The sequence below is a fragment of the Virgibacillus halotolerans genome (assembly GCF_016908515.1).
GTDB classification, from domain to species: Bacteria; Bacillota; Bacilli; order Bacillales; family Amphibacillaceae; genus Virgibacillus_M; species Virgibacillus_M halotolerans.
In genome coordinates, this window is sequence record NZ_JAFBEA010000009.1 from 1 (window position 1) to 16,160 (window position 16,160).

15 protein-coding genes and 1 riboswitch are annotated in these 16,160 nt (G+C 39.4%); of the genes, 9 read left to right on the forward strand and 6 right to left on the reverse strand.

Annotation, left to right across the window (positions count from 1 at the left end):
* Together JOC34_RS17195 and JOC34_RS17200 are read left to right on the forward strand one after the other, a co-directional pair.
* The coding region (locus tag JOC34_RS17195; RefSeq protein WP_205138020.1) for a transposase at positions 1–392 on the forward strand (392 nt) is incomplete at its 5' end.
* A 276-nt stretch (positions 393–668) separates the two neighbouring features.
* Positions 669–1,229 carry an SGNH/GDSL hydrolase family protein gene (locus JOC34_RS17200; RefSeq protein WP_205138021.1) on the forward strand — a complete coding sequence of 187 codons (561 nt, stop codon included), beginning with the start codon at positions 669–671 and terminating at the stop codon, positions 1,227–1,229.
* Between the two features lie 116 nt (positions 1,230–1,345).
* Here JOC34_RS17200 and JOC34_RS17205 read toward each other — a convergent pair whose 3' ends face one another.
* Positions 1,346–2,968: an ABC-F family ATP-binding cassette domain-containing protein gene (locus tag JOC34_RS17205; RefSeq protein WP_205138022.1), complete on the reverse strand. Its 1,623-nt coding sequence runs from the start codon at positions 2,966–2,968 to the stop codon at positions 1,346–1,348.
* 239 nt (positions 2,969–3,207) lie between these two features.
* On the opposite strand from JOC34_RS17205, the gene JOC34_RS17210 reads away from it, so the two are divergent.
* From JOC34_RS17210 to JOC34_RS17220, 3 genes are all read left to right on the forward strand, one after another.
* Entirely contained in the window at positions 3,208–3,864 is a 657-nt protein-coding gene (locus JOC34_RS17210; RefSeq protein ID WP_205138023.1) for a TetR/AcrR family transcriptional regulator, read from the forward strand.
* On the forward strand, positions 3,865–4,569 hold the full coding sequence (locus tag JOC34_RS17215) for a YqeB family protein (RefSeq protein ID WP_205138024.1): 705 nt from the start codon (positions 3,865–3,867) through the stop codon (positions 4,567–4,569).
* Positions 4,570–4,792: 223 nt separating this feature from the next.
* The gene (locus tag JOC34_RS17220) at positions 4,793–5,422 is read left to right on the forward strand and encodes a hypothetical protein (protein WP_205138025.1); all 630 of its coding nucleotides are present in this window, start codon (positions 4,793–4,795) and stop codon (positions 5,420–5,422) included.
* A gap of 44 nt (positions 5,423–5,466) precedes the next feature.
* Here JOC34_RS17220 and JOC34_RS17225 read toward each other — a convergent pair whose 3' ends face one another.
* From JOC34_RS17225 to rarD, 5 genes are all read right to left on the reverse strand, one after another.
* Positions 5,467–6,123 carry a YpmS family protein gene (locus JOC34_RS17225; protein WP_205138026.1) on the reverse strand — a complete coding sequence of 219 codons (657 nt, stop codon included), beginning with the start codon at positions 6,121–6,123 and terminating at the stop codon, positions 5,467–5,469.
* Between the two features lie 5 nt (positions 6,124–6,128).
* A complete protein-coding gene (locus JOC34_RS17230) occupies positions 6,129–7,031 on the reverse strand; it encodes an SGNH/GDSL hydrolase family protein (RefSeq protein WP_205138027.1) in 903 nt (300 codons plus the stop codon).
* A 228-nt stretch (positions 7,032–7,259) separates the two neighbouring features.
* Complete coding sequence (locus tag JOC34_RS17235; protein ID WP_205138028.1) at positions 7,260–8,249, reverse strand: homoserine dehydrogenase; 990 nt, start codon at positions 8,247–8,249, stop codon at positions 7,260–7,262.
* A gap of 618 nt (positions 8,250–8,867) precedes the next feature.
* Positions 8,868–10,598 carry an O-acetylhomoserine aminocarboxypropyltransferase/cysteine synthase family protein gene (locus JOC34_RS17240; protein ID WP_205138029.1) on the reverse strand — a complete coding sequence of 577 codons (1,731 nt, stop codon included), beginning with the start codon at positions 10,596–10,598 and terminating at the stop codon, positions 8,868–8,870.
* A gap of 121 nt (positions 10,599–10,719) precedes the next feature.
* A riboswitch (SAM riboswitch) is annotated at positions 10,720–10,838 on the reverse strand.
* A gap of 623 nt (positions 10,839–11,461) precedes the next feature.
* Positions 11,462–12,382: an EamA family transporter RarD gene (gene rarD, locus JOC34_RS17245; RefSeq protein ID WP_205138030.1), complete on the reverse strand. Its 921-nt coding sequence runs from the start codon at positions 12,380–12,382 to the stop codon at positions 11,462–11,464.
* Positions 12,383–12,461: 79 nt separating this feature from the next.
* Here rarD and JOC34_RS22035 point away from each other — a divergent pair, with 79 nt between their 5' ends.
* The 4 genes from JOC34_RS22035 (at position 12,462) to JOC34_RS17260 (ending at position 16,136) form a co-directional block, all read left to right on the forward strand.
* Complete coding sequence (locus JOC34_RS22035) at positions 12,462–12,596, forward strand: hypothetical protein (RefSeq protein ID WP_275577714.1); 135 nt, start codon at positions 12,462–12,464, stop codon at positions 12,594–12,596.
* Positions 12,580–13,764, forward strand: a complete 1,185-nt coding sequence (gene megL, locus JOC34_RS17250) for a methionine gamma-lyase (protein ID WP_205138031.1) — start codon at positions 12,580–12,582, stop codon at positions 13,762–13,764. The genes JOC34_RS22035 and megL overlap by 17 nt, the downstream gene beginning before the upstream one ends.
* A gap of 372 nt (positions 13,765–14,136) precedes the next feature.
* Positions 14,137–15,579 carry a cardiolipin synthase gene (gene cls, locus JOC34_RS17255; protein ID WP_205138032.1) on the forward strand — a complete coding sequence of 481 codons (1,443 nt, stop codon included), beginning with the start codon at positions 14,137–14,139 and terminating at the stop codon, positions 15,577–15,579.
* Positions 15,580–15,617: 38 nt separating this feature from the next.
* Entirely contained in the window at positions 15,618–16,136 is a 519-nt protein-coding gene (locus tag JOC34_RS17260) for an acyl-CoA thioesterase (RefSeq protein ID WP_205138033.1), read from the forward strand.
* Positions 16,137–16,160 lie beyond the last annotated feature (24 nt).

The window sequence follows — 16,160 nt, forward strand, 5'->3', positions numbered from 1 at the left end:
TGGAGACGATGCCGAAAAAGAATACCCAAAAAGCAAGAGAACACCTAAAGGAAATATTCAGAGCTGCAACAGGAGAGATATCCAGAACGCTTAAAGACGAATTCATTGAAAAATATGAGGATGATAAACGATTTGAGAAGGTAATTAAAACGTTAGATGGTGGTTATGAAGATGCCATTCAATTTTATGTTGAACCGAAAAATACGCATAAACATATCCGCACCACCAATGTATTGGAAAGGCTAAATAGTGAAATAAGAAGAAGAGAACATGTCATTAGAATATTTCCAAATCAAGATTCCGCGTTCAGATTAATAGGTGCTGTATTGCTGGATTTAGATGAATCCCTTGATCCAGGAAACAAAAGATATATTTATGAAAGAAACCAGTAAAATTCATAAAATTATAAAGCACTCATATATGTTGCCTTATTCATATTGTTTTTTAAATCGGGGTAATTTGACATGGAGCCTCTAGCGAGTGTGATTTCATTACCCAGAAGCCAGGTAAAAGTACAACCTGGCTATGCCGAAACAGGCTATCACACTCGCCCCTCCATATCAAATTGTGGATTAGCGTTATTTATCTCAGTGCTTTGTAATTTTGATTATATAATATGCCACCTGATCGGTTAACATTGTAAAACTAATTTACACAGGATTTGGGACTTGACTGGATTAACATCTCATTTAAAGCAGTTTTTTGAATCTGAATATGGAGATGTAGATATTATCAATAAAGGCATAGATAATCTAACGTCAAAGGGGTTATTAAATAACATTGAACGGAATGAAGAAGTACGATCCGTAGTGTCCAAGACCAATATTGTTTTGATTAATATCGGAGGGAATGATTTAATAAGACGCTTTAAAAAAGGGGGGCCGAAAGAGATTGTTTTAAATATATTTAGGATCCGCAAAAATTATAACCGTAACCTGGAAGCAATTATTGCGCATATTAAAGAACTTAATCCTTCCGCCGCGATTATCGTGAATAGTTTATATAATAGCCTGGATGAAAATTATCAATATTTTGGGTTTACAACAGTACTATTTAAGTTATGGAATATGTCCATTAAGCAGGAATCGATCATTAAAGTAAACACCAAGGGTTTATCGCGGGATAAAGATATTTGGGTTGATATGGTTCATCCCAACGATAAAGGATATGAAGAACTCTCTAAGATAATTATCCAACAATTAAAGCCCTTTCTAATCGATGAAAGTTAAAATATGACTTAGATAAATTATGGGCAGTTTCTCATACACAGTAAACCTTCTAATAAAGAAAGATAAAAAAGTGGCGTACTTCTTATAAAGGAGAACACCACTTTCAATTTGCGTTACTAACTTGCATACATTTCTTCGATTTGTTTCTGTAATTTCCTATCACTTACATACTCATCATAGCTGGTCTCTTTATCGATCAGACCATTTGGTGTAATTTCAATCAGTCGATTTGCAATACTGTTGATAAACTGATGGTCATGCGATGTAAACAGGATGGACCCTTTAAATTTCATAAGACCGTTGTTCAGCGAAGTAATCGACTCCAGATCCAAGTGGTTTGTTGGTTCATCTAGCAACAGTACATTCGCATTGCTGAGCATCATTTTAGATAACATGCAACGAACTTTCTCCCCACCGGATAAAACATTCGCTTTTTTAAGTGCTTCTTCACCTGAGAACAACATCCTGCCTAAAAATCCGCGTAGGAATGTTTCTGTTTGATCTTCTGGTGAATATTGGCGTAACCAATCTACTAAAGGCAGTTCATTGTTTTCAAAGTAGGGTGCATTGTCTTTCGGAAAATATGACTGGGATGTTGTGACGCCCCATGAATAAGTCCCGGCATCTGCTTCCATTTCACCCATGATAATTTTGAATAGGGTTGTTTTTGCAATATCGTTTTTACCGACGAATGCAATTTTATCATCCTTGTTCACGATAAAGCTTACATTGTCGAGCACTTTTTTACCGCCAATTGTTTTGGTTAATCCTTGGACACGCAATAAGTCATTACCGATTTCGCGTTCTGGTGTGAAAGCGATGTAAGGGTATTTACGTGAAGATGGTTTAATATCATCCAATGTAATGTTATCCAACAGTTTCTTCCGTGACGTTGCTTGTTTGGACTTTGATGCATTGGCACTAAAACGAGCAATAAATGCTTGTAAGTCTTTGATTTTCTCTTCTTTTTTCTTATTTTCATCTTGTGCCATTTGCGATGCCAATTGGCTTGATTCATACCAGAAATCATAATTTCCGATATAAACCTGGATTTTCCCGTAGTCAACATCTGCGATATGGGTGCATACTTTATTTAAAAAGTGACGGTCATGGGAAACAACAATAACCGTATTTTTAAAGTTAATCAAAAAGTCTTCCAGCCATTGAATTGCTTGGATATCCAGTCCGTTTGTCGGCTCATCCAGCAGTAGAATATCCGGGTTACCAAATAATGCTTGTGCAAGTAATACCTTTACCTTTTGGTCACCGGATAATTCACCCATATTGAGCATGTGAAGGGATTCCTCAATTCCAAGTCCTTTTAACAAAACAGCTGCATCAGACTCTGCTTCCCAACCATTCATTTCGGCAAATTCACCTTCAAGCTCTGCAGCACGCATACCGTCTTCTTCTGAGAAGTCCGGTTTCATATAGATCTCGTCTTTCTCCTGTTTTACTTTATATAACGTTTCATGGCCCATTAATACGGTATCAAGTACTTGTCGATCTTCATAAGCAAAATGATCCTGTTTCAGAACAGCAAGCCGTTCGCCTGGGGAAAGGGAAACGGTGCCGGATTGTGTATCTATTTCACCTGATAACACTTTAAGAAAAGTAGACTTACCAGCGCCATTCGCACCAATTAAGCCATAACAGTTACCAGCAGTAAATTTTATATTAACATCTTCAAATAATTTCTTATCACCAAAACGTAAACTAACATCTGTCACATTTATCATGTATCTTGTATCCTCCAATAAATAAATTGCATTCAATGATAGCTTACGGTATTTAAGGGGTTTCGTCAATGTAAAACGGTCAACTTAAGGGAAAAGAACGATTGTCTAAGCTGAATTTTCGTAAATTGTAGATAAATGGATGGAATGATGCTATTGACCATCATTATGTCAGATGTTAAAATTAAATTGATTACTTGATCAAATAATTGGTTGAGTGACCAATAAAGGGGGGGTTAATGATGGATGACAATAAATCAACCGGGGGACAATCGTTTATCGCTGAAGCCAGGAGGGAACAAATTGTTGATGCAGCAATCAAAACCCTGGATGAAATTGGATACCTGAAATCCAGTCTTGCTCAGATTGCAAAAAGAGCGAGAATAAGCACGGCACTCATTTCATATCATTTTGCAGATAAAGAGGATCTGATGAATCATTTGTTAATGAAACTTGTGGAGGAATCTACGTCATATATATTAGAAAGAGTTGGTCGGGAACAGATGCCACAAGAGAAATTAAATGCCTTTATTGTCGCCAGTCTAGCATATCAAGGAACACACCACGCGCATAATGCAGCTTTAATAGAAATTTTCTTTAATGCCAGGACTCCGGATAATATCCCATACTATAAGGTGAATGATGATGAAGTAGACGCAATCATGGAGGAACTTAGGCAAATACTGCATGAGGGGCAAAAACAAGGTATCTTTGGAGAGTTCAATATTAGTGTAATGGCGAATATGATACAAGGTGCAATCGGTGAATATATGTTTAATGCTTCTATAACAAAAGAAATGGACCTGGAGACATATAGTGGCGAGCTTGTACGCATTGTTGAAAGGGCAGTAAAGGGGAGTGCAGGAAATGCGGAAGCTTCCAGTGGAGGTGTAACTTAGATGAGAGATTCACAATGGTCAAGCGAACCTAAAATAGTTATCGGTTTTTCTACAGCTACGGGAATCCTTTTGTATGGAGGATTTGGCTTTGTGGGACTTGTATTGGGCTATTTCATCCCACAAATTGTAACATTCGCCTTAAAATTTCCTTGGGTACCTTTTGAGGGACCTATGAGACTGATCCATTCGATTGATGGATCATGGGTGGGAATTGCCTTAACATTACTGGGGTTAGTCGCAGGATTGGTTGTCGCTAATATTTCCATAAGAGAGACCCTAATTATTACAATTACAGGTAGGGAAGTACAACTGGACAAAGATGGTCACACACAAACAATCGATCGAAAGGATGTCCAGACTATTTTTTTAGATGGCAAACAACTGGTTATTCTTGGTGACTCCGGCTATGAACTCGCGCGAGGGACAATCGATGAATCTCCAGTAAAGGTCAAGAGTGGCTTTGAACAGTACCGTTATCCTGAGGTCACAGAAGGTGATCCATACATGGATTTGTATCGACGCTGGATACCGGATGATCCGGCTATTTCTTCCTCTGCCAATGCGGTTATGAGAGCAAGGGAAAAGGCATTAAAAGAGAAAAACAAGGAAGAAATAGCGGACCTACGAAATGAACTTGCGAAAATGGGTTATGTCGTACGTGATGAAAAAAACCGTCAGTACTGGCGTCAGGTACCGAATGCTTAAAGGTATCCGTTTTGCTTTTATGAAAAGAGGCTTAACCTAAGCTTATTTCTACAGATATCTATAGTCAAACTTTCCCATCAGAATAAAATCCATGTAAAATATTAGAAATCAGCTTGTTTTATTGGGAAATCTTTGCAATAGTAGAAAAAAGACTATATTTTTTTACGAAAATATGTAACAATAAAGCATCACCTCAGAACATGAAGATTGGGGGAGGGAACAGATGGAGGACAGAACAATATATTTTCTCTTTACTGACACGGGAACTTATTTATCCAAAGCGATTAATTACTGTACAAGGCAAACTTTAAATCATGTATCCATCAGCTTTGACTCGGAATTGTCTGAAGTATACAGCTTTGGACGCAAACAACCGAGAAATCCTTTTATCGGTGGCTTTGTTAAAGAAGATATTCGCAGTGATTTCCTGAAAAATTCTAATTGTGCTATCTACAGCTATACGTTTACGGAGCAGGAATGTACATCTATTTTAAATAACATTAAAGAAATCGAAGCAGATCAGAGCAATTATAAATATAATTTTATAGGTCTTATCGGTGTTTTGCTGCAAATTGAAATCAATCGAAAACATGCCTACTTTTGTTCGCAATTTGTTGCAATGATGTTAAGGGATTCAGAGCACTTTAATATTTCTAAACCAGCTTGCTTCACCACGCCAACTGACATTCGTATGCATGAAGGAATGCAGTTGATATATGAAGGTAAACTCAAGGATTATCAAGTTCACCGGGTATCTCATGAAAGAAAACTAGTGAAGGGCAACCAAACCGTTCCTAAGCAATCATTTATATTTTTAATATCATCAAAGGTAAAGCGGTTTGTCATTAAATAAACAGACCCATTCACATTTGTGGATGGATCTGTTTTTTAATTGCCTCAGTTTACCTCAGGTCTGACATCAAGGTCGGGCTCAATGCCCAGTGTACTGTAAGGAATTCGGATTTTAATGGCAATGTCATTGTTTTCAAGATCAAATTGTTCTACTGCAACTTCAAAGTTACTGCGTATATCCATTTTTGTCACTGCAACATAAATTTCCTCTTTTTTAGGATCGACGGTCACCCATTCTGGCATTGGTAAATATTTCTTCAAGTATTCCATTATTTTCTTATTGGGTAATTCCAATAACCCGATGGAAATAGATTTCTGTTTCAATATCACATCACCATTATCCTGAACCTGCGGATCTAGGTGGATAGATAATGGTACAGTACTGGAGAATACCGGTAATTCCCCGATCAAATGAACGTCATCCCCTTCCAAGGAAACACTATAGTCGTGTTTTGTGCCTCTCAATAGTTGATGGATGTAGGCGTTGACAAGCTCATTTAAATTTTCCTTCGTAGTTCGCACGACAAATTCGGAGCTTTCCTGTTCGTCTGGCTCTTTTGGTGCCGCTCTTTCAGTTTCAGATACCGGCCAAAAAATCAGCCCCAAAAGCACCACCAGCACAATGATGTCTACGACCAATAATGTGTAAAAAAATTGCTTCCACTTCGTTTTATGTTTGATTCTATCTTTACGTTCGGACATGTACCTCATCCTTCATTATTAGTTAAATAGGATAAAACCCTTTTTGCCATTCGTTTATAACCTAGATCATTCGGATGGAAATTATCGTCTGCGAACAATTCTTCATCCGTATCCGGATCACTAAATAAATCATCGATTGGAATAAATGTGGCTCCTTCATAATCAGCAGTAATCGCTGTTCCAATATTATTCCACTCTTTGACAATGGTATCCAGTTCATCAATATCCTCAAAATATTTTCCAAAAGGATTATAGAAACCAATTAGATAAATTTCCGTGTTGGGATTTAGTTCCTGGATTTTATTAAAGATATCCCGGAGTCTTTGTTCATAGCCAACTCGTTCTTTTACAAAATCTTTAAAAGACAAATCGGTAATATTTTCTTTGACGACTTTCATAATATCATTAGCGCCAATTGTTATCAAAACAATATCGGAATCTTTAATAGCGCTGGAAACAGCTTCATCATCAAGCCGGTTCAGTAGCTGATCGGTGCGGTTGCCACGCACGCCATAGTTATCAAAATGAACGAGTTGGCTTTTTTCGTTGACAGTTCGATCCAATATGCCAACATAGCCACCTTCTCCCTGACTGTCACCGACGCCTTGCGTTAGCGAATCCCCAACGGCGGTAACATGTGTTTCTTTATTGGAAAAGTAGTCGACTGTTCCTTGAACAGCATCTGAAAGGACATCAGAGATTTGCCTTTTCTCTGTATCGTCATCTTTCGCCGTTTCTTTATCCTTCTTCGGTTTGTCAGCTTCCATCGCTTGTTCCGTTTTTTCTGGTTTGTTTTCAGCTTGATCTAATGGTTTATCGGGTGTTGTACCCGGCTGATTTATAATGAAAATAATAGCTATTCCTATCACAAGCAGGAGTAATGCAACGTATATCACAATCTTTTTCATGTGTACCACACCTATGCTGATATATTATATACATTGATACAGTAAATTGTCTCATGTATTCTATAAATCTGAAAGTAATTCTTATCATTTATAACAGAATTATTCACGATCTAAAAGCAAAACGGTCCACACATAAGCGTAGAATAAAAAAATCGCCTTTTATTAGGCGATTTTTAAAAAAAGGGGTTACTTCTATTTTTTCCGTTTTCAAGTGAATTTAAACCTAAATTAAGCAAGAACTTTATTAATAGTAGATATCTTTTTTGAAAATAAGGTACAGAAATCTTCTAACATGGCACTTGCGGTCGGTAACGCACCTGCACCTGGTCCAGTTAATGTTAAATTACCAATTAGATCTGTTTCAATATATACAGCATTATCAACACCCTCAATGGCGTATAAAGGATGCGTGGTAGTTACGGAAATCGGTTCAACAGCTGCATGTAATTTTCCTTCAATTTGCTGGATTGTTGCAATATGTTTTATTTTTTCCTCTGCGGTTTGGCTGTTGGCAAGATCTGCTGCAGAAATATCAGAGATCCCTATCCGTTTTATATCCGCCCAATCAGGTTGTTCGCCAAAAGTAAGCTCACTTAAAATCATCAATTTATAAAGTGCATCATATCCTTCGATATCATTGGTTGGATCAGCTTCGGCATATCCTAACGTTTGTGCTTGCTCAAGCGCGATTTCAAAGGAAGTATGCTGTTCACGCATTTCCGTTAAAATGTAATTACTGGTTCCATTTAATATACCTTGTATTTTGTGAATTTGATTCACTTGCAGTAGCTGTTGAATCGTTTGGATGATGGGAATCCCGCCAGCTGTTGTTGCATCATATCCGAGCGTTGTGTCATGCTTTTGAGCAAGTTGTTTTAGTTCAAAACCATGGCGGGCAAACATTTCTTTGTTTGCAGTAATAATACTTTTGCCTGCAATAATACATTGTTTTAAATAAGAAAATGCGGGCTCAATGCCAACGATTGCTTCGAAAACAACATCAATATCCGGATTTTGCAAAATGGTCTGGATATCGGTTGTGATTGTAATCTCTTTATCCAGATGGGTGTACTTATCCGGATGTTCAATCAATATTGCAGAGATATGGACAGGTCTCCCAGTTACCTGTTGCAGGCGATCTTGATGTGTTTGAATCGTTTGATAGACACCTTCTCCAACTGTGCCAAGCCCTAATAAGGCAACATGAATGGGTTTCAATACGACACCTCCGAATAATTTTAAAAAGGCTTTTTTCGCAAGTTGTGTTGCTTTTTAATTTTCATATTGATAGAAATTGTGACATAAGAGCATGTTGATTTCCGCTGCGGTCAGTCGCTTTCCGCAGGCAACGCTTCAAACTTCCTTGCCCCGGCAAGGGGTATGCCGACGTTGTCCGCAAAGGACGGTTTTAGTCGGCCCTCATCGCCCGCTTCCTCCGGGATTTTCAGCTGTTGCTTTTCCCGCAGGAGTCGACTGCCCTCCGCTCCAATCAACGATCACATATATTGTTTGAGAAAATCAGGCAATAAACGTAATGAAGTTGCAAAGCACAATACCAGCGGAGGAAATATACGTAGACTCCTGCGGGAAAGCGAAGACGATGAGACACCGCAGTGAGCGTTCTTTGCGAGTGTGGAGGCTCATCGCGAGCCCGCGGAAAGCGTAGTGTATTTCCGAAGCGACATGTTACGTCATAGGTTTTGACTTTGTGTAAAAAATAACGAATCTATTCGGTGGGACAAACCTTTGGTACAGTCCCCATCTTAGGGGAAAGAGCCTTTAAAAAAGGAGTGGATGTAGGTGCGATTCCACTCCTTTTCAGGTCAGATTAAAAATTTACACTTCCAAAGGAATTGCAGTAGATTGATTGTTTCTTAAACGGATTGTTTCATAATATAAGCTTTTCCCAGAAATGACAGTGATATCTGCTGCTTTTGCGTTACTTACTGTTTCGCTATTTGCCTCAGGTTCTTCCACCCATAGAATTTTCCCCTGTTTGTTCGCCAATTGTTCAATGATTGCAGACGATATAACCTGGTTATCGACCCAAACTGCGTCAACGTCACCTTCAATAGATGCTAACGGATTTTCCTTATTAACGGTAACAACTTGGAAACCGAGCGCTTTCAGATCATTCACTTGTTGTGTGAAATCATGTGTCGCTACTTCCAGTCCGATAGCTGCGATAACCTTTTTCCGAATTCCCCCGTCTTGACGTTCGAATGGGGAAGAGAGTAACCATGAAATGGCATCTTCTTCTGTTGTTTCAAGCACTGGCCTCTCATCCGTTGCGCCAGCAATTGCCTGATCTAAATCAGCTAAGATGTCCTTTGGTGTTTCAATTCCAACGGATAAGCGGATCAATGATTCGGAAACGCCGCTTTTTACCAAGTCTTCAGCACTTAGTTGCTGATGTGTGGTTGAAGCTGGGTGGATGATTAATGATTTCGCATCCCCAACGTTGGCAACGTGTGACCAAAGTTTAACCCCATCAATTAATTTTCTCCCTGCTTCGCGCCCGCCTTTGATGCCAAAGGTGATAATCGATCCGAAGCCATTAGCTAAATATTTCTTCGCAAGTGCATGTGATGGATGATCTTCTAAACCAGGGAAGTTTACCCATTCCACTGCTGGATGACTTTGCAAGTAGCTTGCCACTTGTTTTGCGTTCTCATTATGACGTTCCACACGTAAATGTAGCGTTTCTAAACCTTGCAGTAATAGAAATGCACTTTGTGGACTTAAAGATGGACCAATATCTCGTAGTAGCTGCACCCGTAGTTTCGTTGCAAATGCCGCATCACCTACATCGACATAGTGAAGCCCATTATAGCTTTCATCGGGTTCTGTAAAACCAGGGAAACGTCCGTTACCCCAATTAAAACGGCCACCATCGACAACGACGCCACCGATTGTCGTTCCATGTCCGCCGATCCATTTCGTTGCAGAATGTACGACAATGTCCGCACCCCAAGTTAGTGGTTTTGTACCATAGGGTGTTGCAAAGGTATTGTCGATAATTAATGGAATATCGTTTTCGTGTGCAATTTTCCCAATCGTTTCTATATCAAACACATTCAGGCTAGGGTTGGTAATCGTTTCACCAAAAATCGCCTTTGTTTTATCTGTAATCGCTGCTTTAATTGCTTCTGGTTTTGTACCATCGACAAATTTGACATCAATGCCATAACGCGGCAATGTATGTGCGAAGAGGTTATAGGTCCCACCATACAAATTACTGTCGGCGACAATTTCATCGCCTGCACCAGCAATATTTAAAATGGCTAATGTAATGGCAGCCATGCCGGAAGCAGTTGCAACTGCGGCAACCCCGTCTTCTAAATGGGCAATGCGTTGTTCAAAGGCATCGACAGTTGGATTCATAATCCGAGTATAAATATTTCCTGGTTCAGCTAGACCAAATAGGTTTTGTGCATGTTCCGTGTCGCGAAAAACATATGAAGTAGTTTGATAGATTGGAACAGCTCTTGAGCCTGTTGTTGGATCTGGTACTTGCCCTCCATGAAGTAGTACTGTTTCTGGATTGTGAAAATTGAATTGTGACATAAATAAATTCCTCCCTGTGTTTTTGCTCTGCAATTGCAGGTAGTGCCTTTATTCGTCTGGATGAAGAGGGTAAACAAAACACCCCCTTCCTAAGAAGAGGGTGTTATATGTAACGATCCTCCCCTTATCTTCCAGATCATGATTGATCTGTAGGATTTGGCACCGAAAAAACAATGGCTAGATCGCTTTAAGGTTGCCGGGCTTCAAAGGGCCTATTCCCTCCACCGCTCTTGATAAGAGATTCAATTTTTAATTAATACCGAGTATAATACTTAGTATTCATTCTGTCAAGTCTATTCTGAAAACAAATTATATTTGCGGCGTTACTAACTTAATTTTCGCACCATTAAAATACGTTCAAAGGGTTAGATGAGTTAAACCTAGAATGTTTCTAAAACTTCCCTTGACAACCTTGTGAAATAAAGGATTGTTTTTTACACAAAAGATAAAAACTGCGACGTATGCGTGAGGTTGTTATCAGCTGCGGACCGTTGCTTTCCGCGGGCCCGGCTTCAGCCTCCTCGAGAAGCCCACTCTGCGGGGTCTTCAGACACGTGCTGTTCCCGCAGGAGTCAACGGTCCTCCGCTTCAAACAACCATCATAATAGTGGGAACGGGTTATCTAGTACTATTGCTAAACACCATGTTAGTGGAGGAAATACATGTAGACTCCTGCGGGAAAGCGAAGACGATGAGACCCCGCAGCGTTTTTTGCGAGGAGGCTCAGCGCGAGCCCGCGGAAAGCGAAATGTATTTCCGGAGCGATGAAATAGAAAGCCTAATTACGTCGCAGTTTATATAAATGCGATAATACAAAGCGACAAAATTAATGAAAAGGCTCTATCAAGGCGTATTTGTCAATTTTAGTCTGCTTTATATGCATTGTCCCTTTTCACCCTTATCGGTTTTTTATAGGAAGATAGCATATAGATGATTAATGCGGACCAGATAAATATAAACGCAATAAGGTGCGCTTGGGTAAAGGCTTCATTATAAAGGAATACCCCAAGAAGCAGCATGATGGTTGGCGCAATATATTGTAAAAAGCCGAGCATTGCTAAGGGAATCTGTTTTGCCCCACTTGCAAATAAGAGTAATGGAATTGCGGTAGCAACTCCAGCCCCGACTAATAACAGATTGGTGGCAGTCGTTATATTCCCAAATGTAAAGGCGTTTTCCGGTAATGCGGCAAGATAAATAAGCGCAATTGGGGTAACAATCATTGTTTCTATCGTTAAACCAAACATTGCACTGACATTGACCATCTTTTTCAATAAACCATAAAATCCAAATGTAAATGCCAAAAGAAAAGAGATCCATGGAAATACACCAAAATTGAATGTCAGGTAAAGGACGCCGATTCCTGCAAGCACAAAAGAGAATGACTGATTTCTAGTCAGTTTTTCCTTTAAAATAATCATACCGAGTAAAATGCTGATCAATGGATTAATATAATAACCCAGGCTTGCCTGGATTACATGATCGGTATTTACAGCCCATATATAAGTGAGCCAGTTCAGGCTGATTAAAATAGACGCAAGGGAAATACCAATCAGTGCCTTTTTGTCTTTGATAATCTGTTTGCATTCCTTGATAAACCCGTGCCAATTACGGGTGAACAGGACGATGACAATCATAAATACAAACGACCAAACAATCCGATTAGCCAATATTTCTCCAGGTGAAACAGAATCGATAAACTTCCAATAGATTGGTAGAAATCCCCATAATATGTAGGCACCTATTGTATAAATAATACCAATTTTTTCTTGATTGCTATTCATGTTGCCCCCCCTTATATTTGAGGTGGGGATTTTACTGCCCACCAAACTGCGATAAATAAGCTAATTCTAGAAGAAATAAATGAATAAAGCAAAGATCAAGCTTGGCGAATTATTGTATACGCTTTCAAGTAGAAGTGGAATAGCTTATAATATAGCTAGAACAAGTATGGATATTGTGGAATGGGGAGGTCTTTTTCATGTCAAAGAAACATAAGCATTTTGAAACAACGGTTATTCATGAAGGCTACGATGCAAAGGAAATGTTAGGTAGCTTAGCGACACCATTATTTCAAACATCTACCTATACATTTGAATCTGCGGAACAAGGAGAACGGCGATTTGCTGGGGAAGAAGCAGGTTATATTTATTCCAGGTTAGGCAACCCGACAGTACGTGTATTGGAGGAACGGATTGCGGCACTCGAAAATGGGGAGCGCGGACTTGCTTTTGGATCAGGTATGGCAGCAGTTTCGGCAGTGTTAATTGCATTGACCAAGGCAAACGATCATATCGTCTGCTCATCGGGGCTATATGGCTGTACATTTGGATTATTAACAATGATGCAGGAAAAATATAATATTTCACATGACTTTTCAACAATGGAAACGAAAGAAGAAGTACGTGCAATGATCAAACCGGAAACAGCATGTATTTATGTGGAAACACCGATCAATCCAACGATGAAATTGATTGATCTGGAAATGGTTGCGGAAGTTGCTAAGGAATTTGCCATACCCGTTGTGGTTGATAATACATTCTCGTCACCCTATTTACAGCGCCCGCTTGATCTGGGGTGTGATGTTGTACTCCACAGTGCAACAAAATATATTGGTGGACATGGTGATGTGATTGCGGGCTTAGTCGTTGGAAAAAAGGACTTTCTTGATGGGGTTCAGATGACAACACAAAAGGATATTGGTGGCATCATTTCGCCATTTGATGCCTGGTTGTTAATCCGGGGATTAAAGACGTTACCGATAAGACTTGATCGGCATTGTGACAACGCAGAGAAAGTCTTCGAAAAGCTAAAAAATCACCCGAAAGTCGCAAATGTCTACTATCCGAATGATGCAAGTCATCCGGATTATCCGATCCGTAAGCGGCAAATGAAACGCGGTGGCGGGGTGATTGCGTTTGACATTAACGGAACAAAAGAAGATGCGCAGGCATTATTAAACAATCTGTCGTTTTTAAAAATTGCCGTTAGCTTAGGAGACGCAGAAACATTGATTGAGCATCCAGCAACAATGACACATGCAATCGTTCCGGAAGCATCAAGAAAAGAAATGAAAATAACGGATCAGCTTCTGCGTTTATCGGTTGGGCTTGAAGCGTGGGAAGATATTTGGGCAGATCTGGATCAGGCATTAAATAACTTATAATAATAGTGGATAAAACACGTCTGTCGAAGGGAACTAAAAGAACAGACGTGTTTTCTTTTACTTTAAAAAGGGGATGAACCTATATACATGGGAAAATCTTCAACTCGAACGGTATGCTTGGAACTCGACTTTATCGCAGTTTGGTGGTCAGTAAAACCTCCACCTCAAAAATATTGGGGATTCAGAAAAATGTATGAGGTGTAACTGACCGCACAAGGTAGATTGGCTTAACTAACATTCAGTGGAGAAAAAGGAAAAATAAACCTCCCACTGAATGAAACTTCACTTTCTGTTATATTTGTTATAAAATACAGTATTGATGTTTGATCATACGTGAACAATAAGGATGGTTTCCGGGAGGGAGATTTTATAGTGGAAATACTGCCCTATATATTGGTCTTTTTTATTGTATTTAATATTACTTTAGGTATTTCTATTATTTTTCTGGAACGAAAGGATGCAAGTGCAACATGGGCATGGCTGATGGTCTTGCTTTTTATTCCGATAGCAGGGTTCTTTCTTTACTTAATATTCGGCAAACCGATCAGTAACCGACGTATTTTCACTTGGGATACGAAAAGCAGGTTAGGTGTAAAAAAAGCTGTTCAGTCACAGCTAAGAGCATTGGAAGAAGGCAGTTTTACGTTTAAGCATCAGGAAATTGCGGAATATGAAGATCTTTTTTATTTGCATTTGCGCAGTGATGACGCTATTTATACGCAGGATAATCAGGTAGAGATTTTTACGGATGGTGAAGAGAAGTTCGACGCACTAATCCGCGATCTGGAAAACGCGACAGATCATATTCATTTATTGTATTACATTATCCGTGATGATGAGTTAGGGAAACGTATAGCAAATGTGCTCATCAAGAAGGCAAGTGAGGGTGTGGAAGTACGGCTGATTTATGATGACATGGGATCACGAGGATTAAAACGTAAATATATTCGCAGCATCCGAAACTCGGGTGCTTTGGTAGAAGCATTTTTTCCGCCGAAAATACCAAAGATAAACTTCAAAATTAATTACCGCAATCATCGTAAATTGGCAATCATTGATGGGCAGATTGGTTATATCGGCGGTTTTAATATTGGGGATGAATACCTCGGCGTGACGAAAAAGTTTGGCTATTGGCGGGACACACATTTGAGGATCGATGGGGATGCTGTTCGTAACATGCAAACCAGATTTATTCTTGACTGGAATCAGGCATCACGTGATCATATTGTCTATGAGGATCGTTATTATAATGCTTTACCTAAAGGCGATGTTGGTGTACAGATTGTCTCCAGTGGCCCCGATTCTGATTGGGAGCAAATTAAACATGGTTATATCAAAATGATTATGTCTGCTAAAGAATTTGTGTACATTCAGACCCCTTATTTTATCCCGGATGAAAGTTTAAGGGATGCACTTAGAATTGCTACATTATCTGGGGTAGATGTTAAAATAATGATTCCGAACAAACCTGATCATCCATTTGTTTATTGGGCAACATTATCTTATATTGGTGATTTATTGGAAGCGGGCGCGGATGTTTATGTTTATCAAGGTGGGTTCCTACATGCCAAGACAATTGTCGTAGACGGGAAAATAGCCTCGGTAGGTACAGCGAATATTGATGTGCGCAGTTTTCGTTTAAATTTTGAAGTGAATGCCTTTTTATATGATAAGGAAATTACACAACGCTTGGTCGATGCATTTATTTTAGATGCTTCCCAATCAACACAAATGACAAAAAAACTTTATGAGAAACGATCACTTGGGATCCGTTTCAAAGAATCTATTTCACGATTAATTTCACCTGTATTGTAATTACGCTTTTTCAAACAGATAATAGGAGGAGTGCAACGATGGAAAAAAAGGCCTGTGCTTATTCACTAACTGTCAAGACATCCCATGTGCTGCCACCGGATACAAACGCACACGGTACATTATTTGGTGGGAAATTAATGGCGCACATTGATGATGTAGCGGCGATTGCGGCAGAAAGACACGCCAGAAAACAGGTAGTAACTGCTTCTACGGATTCCGTTGATTTTTTGGCGCCAGTAAAAGAAGGACATTCGATTTGTCTCGAGTCCTTTGTAACCTGGACGCACCATACATCGATGGAGGTTTTTGTTAAAGCTGTTGCAGAGGATTTGCAAACAGGAAGCAGACAAGTGTGTGCGACAGCTTTTTTAACATTTGTAGCGGTTAATGATCAGGGAAAACCTATATCCGTTCCACCGGTTTATCCAGAGTCAGAACATGAGAAAATGCTACACGATCGGGCACCTGTCCGGGCAGAATATCGAAATGAACGACGTAAACAATCCAAAGAGATGGCTGCCGAATTTGGAACTGATTTTCCATGGCATCGTGGGTAACAATCATTGGAATGGGGAAAAGAA

Excerpts from the sequence above, each read along its gene's own strand:
- megL (WP_205138031.1), top strand. The coding sequence starts at position 12,580 with ATGTCAAAGAAACATAAGCATTTTGAAACAACGGTTATTCATGAAGGC.
- JOC34_RS17260 (WP_205138033.1), top strand. The coding sequence starts at position 15,618 with ATGGAAAAAAAGGCCTGTGCTTATTCACTAACTGTCAAGACATCCCAT.
- JOC34_RS17210 (WP_205138023.1), top strand. The coding sequence starts at position 3,208 with ATGGATGACAATAAATCAACCGGGGGACAATCGTTTATCGCTGAAGCC.
- JOC34_RS17215 (WP_205138024.1), top strand. The coding sequence starts at position 3,865 with ATGAGAGATTCACAATGGTCAAGCGAACCTAAAATAGTTATCGGTTTT.
- rarD (WP_205138030.1), bottom strand. The coding sequence starts at position 12,382 with ATGAATAGCAATCAAGAAAAAATTGGTATTATTTATACAATAGGTGCC.
- JOC34_RS22035 (WP_275577714.1), top strand. The coding sequence starts at position 12,462 with ATGAATAAAGCAAAGATCAAGCTTGGCGAATTATTGTATACGCTTTCA.
- JOC34_RS17225 (WP_205138026.1), bottom strand. The coding sequence starts at position 6,123 with ATGTCCGAACGTAAAGATAGAATCAAACATAAAACGAAGTGGAAGCAA.
- JOC34_RS17240 (WP_205138029.1), bottom strand. The coding sequence starts at position 10,598 with ATGTCACAATTCAATTTTCACAATCCAGAAACAGTACTACTTCATGGA.
- JOC34_RS17205 (WP_205138022.1), bottom strand. The coding sequence starts at position 2,968 with ATGATAAATGTGACAGATGTTAGTTTACGTTTTGGTGATAAGAAATTA.
- JOC34_RS17220 (WP_205138025.1), top strand. The coding sequence starts at position 4,793 with ATGGAGGACAGAACAATATATTTTCTCTTTACTGACACGGGAACTTAT.
- JOC34_RS17230 (WP_205138027.1), bottom strand. The coding sequence starts at position 7,031 with ATGAAAAAGATTGTGATATACGTTGCATTACTCCTGCTTGTGATAGGA.